The 1,197-nt window shown below is 35.8% G+C and carries 2 protein-coding genes and 1 other annotated feature; both genes read right to left on the bottom strand.

All coding sequences use genetic code 11. The annotated features are described in order from the left end of the window. Positions 1–194 (bottom strand): class I tRNA ligase family protein (locus RTL21_RS18745; protein ID WP_312098060.1); only part of this gene is annotated, 194 nt, incomplete at its 3' end. Between the two features lie 65 nt (positions 195–259). Continuing rightward, positions 260–489, bottom strand: a binding site (T-box leader). 161 nt (positions 490–650) lie between these two features. Beyond that, the coding region (locus RTL21_RS18740) for a protein kinase family protein (protein WP_483870170.1) at positions 651–1,197 on the bottom strand (547 nt) is incomplete at its 5' end.

Below are 1,197 nucleotides of genomic sequence, written 5' to 3'. Positions count from 1 at the left end.
AGCGTTGTATCCCATGCATGGCCTAAATGCAATTTACCCGTTACGTTTGGTGGTGGAATTACAATCGTATATGGCTGTTTCCCTTCATCTGGCTTAGTCTCAAAAAACTTACCTTCTAACCACCAATCATAGCGACCCTTTTCAATATTTGTTGGATCGTACTTTGTCGGCATGGAGATTTCTTTCAATTCCATCCTAATTTCCTCCTAATCCTGTTCCTTTGTACTTTTTAAAGCAAATAAAAAAACTCCACTCGTCTTAAAAGGACGAATGGAGTTTGTTCGCGGTACCACCTTTTTTCCAACACAATAAATGTATTGGCTCTTTCAAAGATGATATCGGATACTGTCCGTCTTTTACTAATAAGCAAACCGTTCGCAAAAGAAGCTCGAGGGCTACCTTCCAATGGGTTGTATGGAAATCTCGCAGCAAATGATTTCCTCTCTTTGAAACAACGTACATTGTACTTCTCCCTGTCATTGCCTTAATAATTTATTTATATATGCTATACTACCGAAAAAAACTAATTCTCGTCAATAAGGATTACCGAATTTTTTTCATTTTATTCATTTCTATTTTTGTTTGTCTACAATATATGTATATGGAAAAAAATCGTTACAAATATAGGCAACAGTAATAGACCCAAGATTTTAATCCTGAGTCTCTGCTTGTTCAGCTGCTTCTTGCTGTGCTTTCTTTTGTCTTTCTATTTCATCCACTCGCATCACGACATATTCCGTATTTTTTAAAAGCCAATACTGTTTAAGTAGTTTTTGCGCATATTTCCGTTCGTTAATGTCTTTTTTATCTGCTTTCATATATTTCTCACAAATGCGAAGAGCGGGTCCTGGATGTGCCAAATAACTTAAAAACAAAAGCATCTCATCATATTTTAATGGATTATGATTAAAATACGTATAAAGCCACTCTATACAGTCCTCATTTTGCTTCGGTGCTGTCTTTAATGATCGGGAGAGAAAGGGAAGTAAATCATGGCTTGCTGCTCCATATCTTGCATTTTCAAAATTAGTAAAGTATCCATATCCTCTATCATCATAAAGAAAATGCTCTGGTGATATTTTCCCATGAATAATAGAGACTCTCGCCTTTTCATCTTCTTTCGTTTCCTCGTACCATTCCTTCAATTTATTCTCTGAATAAATCAAAGCCTGCCGAATGTCATGATAATACATGCAA

The sequence above is a fragment of the Niallia sp. genome (assembly GCF_031978665.1).
GTDB lineage: Bacteria > Bacillota > Bacilli > Bacillales > Cytobacillaceae > Niallia.
The sequence above is the reverse complement of the archived record's forward strand: the minus strand, read 5'-3'. Positions and strand labels throughout refer to the sequence as shown.